Consider the following 8,080-nt stretch of genomic DNA (forward strand, 5'->3'; position numbering starts at 1 on the left):
TTTTCCTTTTTAGCGTTCGCAATGAAAAACCGGAACCGCTCTGTGGGGCGATTCCGGTTTTTCTTATGCTCCTAGGAGCGAGTGTTTTTACATGTATGTCAAAGCCTATTTATATTATCAAAACAGCAAATTATACAATTGTATTATTCTACTATTTTACAAAAAATCTTTTAAAAACCTTTAAATCATTCAAACTATCATTTTATACAATTATTATTTTCTACAATAATACGTTTAGCTACCTCATAGCCACCCTTTACAACAATTGGTGAGCCTCCACCTGGATGCACTGTCCCGCCAACAAAATACATATTTTTAAGTCTTGAATCTTTATTTGCTGGTCTGAAAAAACTGCCGCGTAATGAGTTGGATGCCTGACCATAAATTGCCCCTTGCATCACATGAAATGTCTCGGCAATATAGCTTGGTGGTAGCTGTTTTCGTGCTTCGATTTGCGCAGTATCAATTCCCCAACGCGTTAGTGCCTCGGTGACTTGCTGCTGTGCTTTTTTCATCGACAGCGCTATTTTTGCAGGGGCATTTACTAATACAAATAATCCTGGATGCCCTTCTTTAGTAGCGGCATATGGATAACAACTATACACCGTCGCCTCATTTGCTAATTGACCGTTTCGAAGAAATTGAAATTCCGCCTTGTAATCATCGCTAAATAATACATTGTGATAATGCAGCGACACCGGCTCTTTGAGTGTAATAAGCTCGACATAAGCTGATGTCGATAACTCATACGTGCGTGGCTGTCGCCCTAATAATGTCTGCGCCACTGCATAATCAATATCACTAATAATCATGTCTGCGCTGTACCGTCCTTTAGCAGTTTCACAAAATGTTACTTCGTTATTTGCCATCGCCAACTTTTCAATTTGCTCATTAATATGAATATGTACACCCTGCTCTAATAGTAATTCCTCTAGCACACGCGCAATCATCGTTGCCCCGCCGTCTAAATAATACGTGCCATCTACTAATTCAAAATAGGCAATCATCGCAAAAGTCGCCGGAGAAGCATAAGGCGATGAGCCAATATACGTTGCAAAGCGGCCGAATAACTGACGGACTGTAGGATGCGGAAAATAGCGCGCTAAAAAGGTGTCCAATGTTTCAAAAGGATGTGCCTGTACTAAATGATAAAGGAGACTTGGCTTTACATAATCTTTGATTGAAAAAAAGGTTTTCGTTAAAAAAGCTTTTTCACTTAACTTGAAAAGGCGCGTCACTTCCTCTAAAAAAGCAGGATAATTCGCGGCACTTACCGGATCAATGGCCGCAAGCTGTTGTTGCATGTTGTGACGATTCGTCGTAAAGGTTACTTCATGCTCTCCCCACTGATGCTTCGTGGCATTGTCGAGCTTTTTAAAAGGCAGTAGCTTTTTTGCATCACCAAACGGTGCAACCAATTCCCAAAAGTAACGTGGCATCGTCAGTGTATTAGGACCATAATCAAATTGATGCTCCCCGACTTGAATCGACTGCATTTTGCCACCAAGCCAAGCATTTTTCTCAAAAATATGCACATCATAGTGACGACTAAGCGTGAGTGCCGCAGCCATTCCCCCTAGCCCGCCACCAATAATAATGGCACGTTTTTTCATAGCTTTCGCCCCTTCCAATACATCGATTTTTTACGTGCAGTTTGAATCATTGTCGTACATAATAACACACAATACGCTAGTGCACTGACCGGCATCAGTAAGCTAAAAATCGATAGCTGCTTTGCAACATAATCACTGACTAGGCGCATAACGGTAATGCAAATGAGTGGCAATGTGTATAAAAGATGCTGTGTGCTAAGCCCAATAATGAATAATACACCAGGCATCACAAAATACATGCTATAAAAAAGAATGAGCAAACAACCAAGGACATAGGAATGCTGAATACCTCGAAAGCAATTTTTTTGAAAGCCTTGCCATGTATCACGAACCGTTGCATACATCGCACACGACACAAAATCGGTAATATTGTAGAGCATAGCGCGCTTGCCCGATTTTTTTAACATTCGAAATAGCGCGACATCCTCGACTACCTCATTCTTCACCGCTGTATGCCCTCCTATTTCAAAATAGGCATCCCGGCGAATCGCAATAAAGGCCCCACTTGCCGCAGTCGCTGCTGGCATACACTGACGATTCGCCAAATAAATTGGTAAATGCGCATGAACAAAAAAATGAAGCAATGGCGTCAGTAATTTTTCGAGCCAATTTCGCATCTCAAAGCGCGGAAAACCTGATAGTGCATCAATTGGCCGTTCAAACATCGTCGCAGTTGCCAAAAGCGCCTTTGGATGAAGCGTCACATCGGCATCAATCCATACGAGAATATCCCCCTTTGCTTGCTCAGCCAAACGCTGACAGGCATGCGGCTTCCCGTGCCAATCACTTGGTAAGGCATCACCATATAATAGACGAAAACGCGTGTCGAGTGACTGATTTTCTTGAAGAAGCGCAGTTGTGCCATCCGTCGATTGATCATCATAAAAAAGAAATTCTGCCTGTTCATAGTCTATGTTATGCAGGTTTTTCATTAGACACTGGACATTCGTTGCCTCATCTCGAAGCGGAATTAATACACTAATGGACGGATTCGAATGGTTTTGAACCATCATACGCCGCAAAAATTGCACATTTATAACTAACCATAAAACACCGATAATAAATGGCAGTATGATTACCATAGGCGGGTGAAGCCCTTCAGATCATTTGTGATAACACTTGCCTTTAATGTGTCAATTTCTGTTGTCATCATTTGTTGTATATTTACAGGCTGTGCCTTTGGCGTCAGCTGACACGCAATATCGCCACGTACGCCATCTGTAAAGGAATAATAAATGGAGATAAAGAGTAGCTTATATTTTGGAAATCGACTCATCAAGCGCTTCACCCCTGGTTGAATCGTCAGTGGCCGCTTCTCCGCATGCTCTTCGACCCCTTGCGGAAATAATATAATCGTATGTGTCTGTGCAAGACGCAGTAATTCCTTATACTCCGAAAGTTTAATCGGCTGTGAAATTGGAAAAGTACCAAGCTTTTTAAAAATCGGAAATTTCTTTAAGCCATCTGCACTCATCCCGACAATACGATTTTTTGGTAAATACCCACGCCGGTCTAATTCAAATAATACGAGTGCATCATAAAAACTACTATGATTAACAACGATAATCGATGGCTGTTCAATCCGACTAAGCTTCACGCGCATCGAACGAAACATGCGTCTTAAAAATAGTTTCTGTCCGATGTGAAACATGGAATAGCTAAGTTTTTTTCGCTCCATTATAAAATCTCCTTCCTATCTGAAGTAGACTAAAACTAATCACGACGACAATACATGCCATATAGAGTTTTGCTAATAGCGCAATCCAAATAAATAACACAACAATTGTCCAAAACACCATGTTCATCCGGTGAATACTTTGTTTTGACGGTAATTGTTTTATGCGCGGCAATAGCAGCTGCACGACAAAGGCAATGCAAAACCAGCCAAAGAAATTACTAAACGGAATACCGTAATACGCACTTTCACTATCCCATAACCAGTACCCCTTCACAACATATGCTACGGGGTCGAGCACTAAATCGAGTACGACAACATACAGCGCAGCGACGAGTGCCTTCACTAGACGGGTTTTAAACGATAGTGTTAGCGCATGTCCAGCCATAATCATGACAATCCAGGCAAAACCAATCCCAATGGGTACACCAAATAGGAGTGGTGGGAAGCGATTCGTATAATCATAGCTCCCGAAAAAAATATCAAAATGCGCGCTCATGCCTTCAATAGTGAAGGTTGCTACACCAATAAGAATGCTTGCGATAAGCCCTCGCTTTTTCCCAAAGGTTTCCATCGCATAACCAACTGCTACACAACCTGCAAGAATGAGAAAGACACTATTCGCCCACTCTAGCCAACTTGGAATTAAATCAAAGCCGACCAGAATCATGCCAACTAAAAACCAAATGATGTATAACTTATAGCACCGCATGGCTCAATTCCGTAATACGATAGTCGAGTTCCTTTGGAAGCGGCTTGATTGGATACGTTTTCTCACCATCGCGTTCTAAAATTAAATTCGCCGAAATACGCGCAGACTCAATAATAATTGGCAGACCACTACCCGGATGTGTACCACCACCTACTAACCAGCAATTCTCATATGGTGAGAAATGATTATGCGGGCGGAATGTCATCATTTGATTTAGCTGATGCCCTAAATTAAACGTTGCGCCCTTATAAACATTCATCTTCTGCTCCCAGTCAACTGGTGAGAACATCATTTCCTCTTCGATATGCGCCTCTAAATCTGTTAAACCTAGACGCTCCTCTAATGTTTTCAATAATAGCGCGCGATACTCATGCTTTACTTCTTCCCATTCAATATCACTGAAATTGTTCGGTACAGGAGCTAATACATATAATGTTGATTTCCCTTCTGGTGCAAGTGAATCATCTGTTACAACAGGATTTTGCACATAGATGGACATGTCTTTTGACAATAATTTTGTATCTGAAATCTCTTCCATATTTTTGCGGTAATCTTCCGCAAATAAAATCGTATGATGCTGTAAGTCATACTGCGTATCAATGCCTAAATACAACATAAATGTCGAGCAAGAATATTGTTTTTTCTCAACTTTTTGCGGTGACCACTGGCGACTCTTCGTATTTTTTAAAAGTTTCGTCATCGCATAGCCAAAGTCTGCATTGATGACAACATCATCACAATGAAGTAATTCACCTGATTCAAGACGAATGCCCTCAATACGTTTTTTATACTGAACTACTTCTTGAATTGGTGTATTTAAATGAATTTTGACATTCATTTCTTCAAGAACTGTCGCCATCGCTTTCGTTAATTGATTCAAACCGCCCTTTAAGTGATAAATGCCATATGCCTGCTCAATATAAGACAGAATTGAAAAGGCGCCCGGACAGCTCCACGGAGACATGCCCAAATATTTTGATTGGAAAGTAAAGGCAAGCTGCAATTCCTCATCATTAAAGTATTCACCTAATTTGTCCATTAATGACTTCCCAAATTCTAGCTCTGGTAAAGCTTTAATTGCTTCTGGGCTCATTAAATCGGTCACACTATCCATTTTTCGTTGTAGTAAGGGTGATAGCGCCTCCAATTTTTTATGTGTTTCTTGTAAATAACGTGTATAACCATGCTCATTTCCGGGAAAAGTAGTAGCAATCGTATTCATCATTTCTTCATAGTTTGAACTCACCGTAAAACGTTTATCTGCATATACAAGCTCATATAAAGGCTTGAGTGCAATTGGCTCCACATAATCTTCTAGCTTTCGGCCCGTTAATTCAAAAATTTCTCGAATTAAATACATCATATTTAAAAACGTTGGACCGCGATCAAATGTATACTCCCCTATTTGAATTGCACTCGTTCGTCCACCAACAAAATTTTCTTTTTCAAATACCTCTACCTCATACCCTGCATTTGCTAACAACATGGCTGATGTCAATCCACCAGGACCTGCACCAATAACATAAATTTTTTTCACGTAAATGGCCTCCTAAAAAATATATTTTCTATACTTAAACACTTGTATGAGTCTAATTTATTTATACTACTCAGTATAATTAAAGTATACCGCTATTTTATTTTTGTCAAACCTTTATTTTAAAATATTGGACAAAAGAATAATTCCAGCTATAATTAGAATTCACAAGGGGGGCAACTGTATGCATGATTCTTTAGAACATTTCACTATTGCAGATGTTTCAGCAATTACGGGGATTAAAAAAGATACATTACGAAAATGGGAGGAACGCTATGATTTTTTGAAACCAATGAGACTATCAAATAGTTATCGACGATATTCGAATCATCAAGTAGCATTTTTATACATTTTAAGCAAAAAAATGAGCGGAGGATTATCATTAAAAAAAGCGATTGATGCGACCAATGACGTAATTTATATGAAGGATACCTCCGCACTTCCAAGTCACTCTTTTTTCTTTAAATTACTTGCCTATGGTGCGCAGTGTAATGAAGAAAAATTTTCCTACACACTTCACCAAGCCCATCAGCAATGTGGTTTAGTGACCTACTTGCAAGAAATTGTCCAACCTTTTTTGAAAGAAGTAGGAAATCGTTGGGCGACTAAACAATGGGCTGAATATCAGGAGAAATTTTCTTCTACCTTACTACAGCATCATTTAATTGAGCTTAGTCACCAAATACCCGTTCCACCAAATGCTAAGTTGGTGATGGGGGCCTGTTTACCAAATGAGCAACATGAACTACCTTTGCATATTCTATTACTACAAATTCAATTAAAGGGAGCTCGAATTTTTTTAATTGGTCAATCACCTGCTCCTGGAACAATTGAAGATTTTGTCGAAGAATTTAAGCCAAGAGTCGTACTTCTTTCTGCAACAACTAAACTTCCACTAGAAGATGTAGCGTATGTAAAAAAACTCGATGCTTTTGCTAATAAACATCCAGCTACTCATTTTTTCATTGGTGGAGAAGGTGTCGCATCCTCTTCTATCTCACCCAAAACGATTCAAATTGCACAATCATTAGAGACAATTTGGCCTCATATTTTATAACACCAAAAAGCTGACACTATAAAGTGTCAGCTTTTTATACAATTATTATTTTATATTTTTAAACACTTTCATAGAAAATCAGCGTAACTCTGTAATTGTTTCATCACACCATTCAACAATTGCGCGCGACATTTTTTTACCAAACTGTAAAGTTAGCAGTCCACGCTTTCGATGTATCGTCACTGGCCCTGTACGCAAGCTATGCTCGATTAATTCATACGTTTCAAGCTTTTCATACTGTACAGCGCGATACTTCTCTATTTGCTGAATTGTTGTAGTGGTCTGTTCTTCATCACTTAAAAATAAGCGTAGCAACACTTCATTTTTTTCATTCGAAAATTTCTCCACTGGCTCTTGCAACCATTGTTTTAACAATTCCTGACCTTCATTAGTCAATGTGTATTCCACACGTTCGACTTTTGTACTGCCTGTCTGATCATGACGCTCAATCAAGCCATCTTCTACTAATAGCTTTAATGACGGATAAATTTGTCCATAACTTATTTTCCAGAAATGAGACAAACTCGTATCAATCATGCGCTTTATATCATAGCCGGTGCGACAATGCGTCGTCAGCAAACCAAGGATGGCATAAGTCGTTGCACTATATCTTTTCAACACAAACCCTCCTATTTTCATGATATATCTAATTGATAGTACCCGCTTTTCATCAAATATATACATAGGGAGCTATTTTCATGACAAATGACATATCTTTCAGAGGATTTGCATATAAGGATTTGGATGCGTTACTTTAAAGGATTCCATGAATTCGAAGTAGTTGGAAGATACGTATTTTTAGTAACGGGCGTTAAAACCCACTATGTTCAGTTGAACAACCCCACTTAGCCGTTTTAACGAACGTGCTTGAAGTGGGAGATTCCTACGAACAGTGCTTGCTTGTTTCCAACTGCTCGAAACAGTGGCTTCACTTTTTTTAGTAGGCTATCCCCGTAGTCCCTACGGTTGGGTTATTTAAAATCCTTAGCCCTTCTCCTAAAATATTACGACTTGCATTGATGTCGCGGTCTAATGTCGTAAAACAAGATGGGCAAGTCCATGCACGAATATCGAGTGACTTCTTACAATCATAATGACCACATGCATGACAAATTTGACTAGATGGGTAGAAGCGTGAAACCTTCACGACTTCACGTCCGTACCATTTCGCCTTATACATCAGTTTTTGCACAAAAGAGGACCAGGAAACATCACTAATCGCTTTCGCTAGTTTATGATTTTTCAACAGGCCTTTGATGTGTAAATCTTCTAAGCAGATAATGTCGTATTGACGAATTAGTTCCGTTGATAGTTTGTTCAAGAAATCTTCCCGCTGAAACGCCACACGTTCGCGCAATCGTGCGACTTTCATGCGTTGTTTTTGATAGTTTTTACTTTTCTTTAAATCTCGATTATCTTTTTTTGCTTGTTCATACCTACGTGATAATTTACGCTGCTCCCGTTTTAATTTCTGTTCCATCTTCTTCGT

At 39.5% G+C, this 8,080-nt stretch carries 8 protein-coding genes; 1 reads left to right on the top strand and 7 read right to left on the bottom strand.

Translation table 11 applies throughout. From position 1 onward, the window contains the following. Positions 1 to 197 precede the first annotated feature (197 nt). From KTHG_RS09675 to KTHG_RS09695, 5 genes are read right to left on the bottom strand one after another with little or no spacing between them, the layout of a single operon-like run. Positions 198 to 1,613, bottom strand: coding sequence for a phytoene desaturase family protein (locus KTHG_RS09675; RefSeq protein WP_139993149.1), 1,416 nt, complete (start codon positions 1,611 to 1,613; stop codon positions 198 to 200). Further along, positions 1,610 to 2,695 (bottom strand): glycosyltransferase family 2 protein, encoded by a 1,086-nt coding sequence (locus KTHG_RS09680; RefSeq protein WP_139993152.1) that lies wholly within the window; start codon positions 2,693 to 2,695, stop codon positions 1,610 to 1,612. The genes KTHG_RS09675 and KTHG_RS09680 overlap by 4 nt, the downstream gene beginning before the upstream one ends. Then, positions 2,689 to 3,291, bottom strand: a complete 603-nt coding sequence (locus KTHG_RS09685; RefSeq protein WP_139993154.1) for a lysophospholipid acyltransferase family protein — start codon at positions 3,289 to 3,291, stop codon at positions 2,689 to 2,691. Before KTHG_RS09685 ends, KTHG_RS09680 begins: the two co-directional genes overlap by 7 nt. Beyond that, positions 3,272 to 4,000, bottom strand: a complete 729-nt coding sequence (locus KTHG_RS09690; RefSeq protein ID WP_139993156.1) for a carotenoid biosynthesis protein — start codon at positions 3,998 to 4,000, stop codon at positions 3,272 to 3,274. The genes KTHG_RS09685 and KTHG_RS09690 overlap by 20 nt, the downstream gene beginning before the upstream one ends. Continuing rightward, complete coding sequence (locus tag KTHG_RS09695; RefSeq protein ID WP_126989680.1) at positions 3,987 to 5,537, bottom strand: phytoene desaturase family protein; 1,551 nt, start codon at positions 5,535 to 5,537, stop codon at positions 3,987 to 3,989. The genes KTHG_RS09690 and KTHG_RS09695 overlap by 14 nt, the downstream gene beginning before the upstream one ends. A 181-nt stretch (positions 5,538 to 5,718) precedes the next feature. On the opposite strand from KTHG_RS09695, the gene KTHG_RS09700 reads away from it, so the two are divergent. After that, positions 5,719 to 6,591 (top strand): MerR family transcriptional regulator, encoded by an 873-nt coding sequence (locus KTHG_RS09700; protein WP_139993158.1) that lies wholly within the window; start codon positions 5,719 to 5,721, stop codon positions 6,589 to 6,591. 78 nt (positions 6,592 to 6,669) lie between these two features. Here the strand turns inward: KTHG_RS09700 and KTHG_RS09705 are convergent, their stop codons facing one another. Continuing rightward, the gene (locus KTHG_RS09705; RefSeq protein WP_186439547.1) at positions 6,670 to 7,209 is read right to left on the bottom strand and encodes a PadR family transcriptional regulator; all 540 of its coding nucleotides are present in this window, start codon (positions 7,207 to 7,209) and stop codon (positions 6,670 to 6,672) included. Positions 7,210 to 7,528: 319 nt separating this feature from the next. Further along, the coding region (locus tag KTHG_RS21200; RefSeq protein WP_147633090.1) for an RNA-guided endonuclease TnpB family protein at positions 7,529 to 8,080 on the bottom strand (552 nt) is incomplete at its 5' end.

Source organism: Kurthia sp. Dielmo, assembly GCF_000307285.2.
Classification (GTDB): domain Bacteria; phylum Bacillota; class Bacilli; order Bacillales_A; family Planococcaceae; genus Kurthia; species Kurthia populi.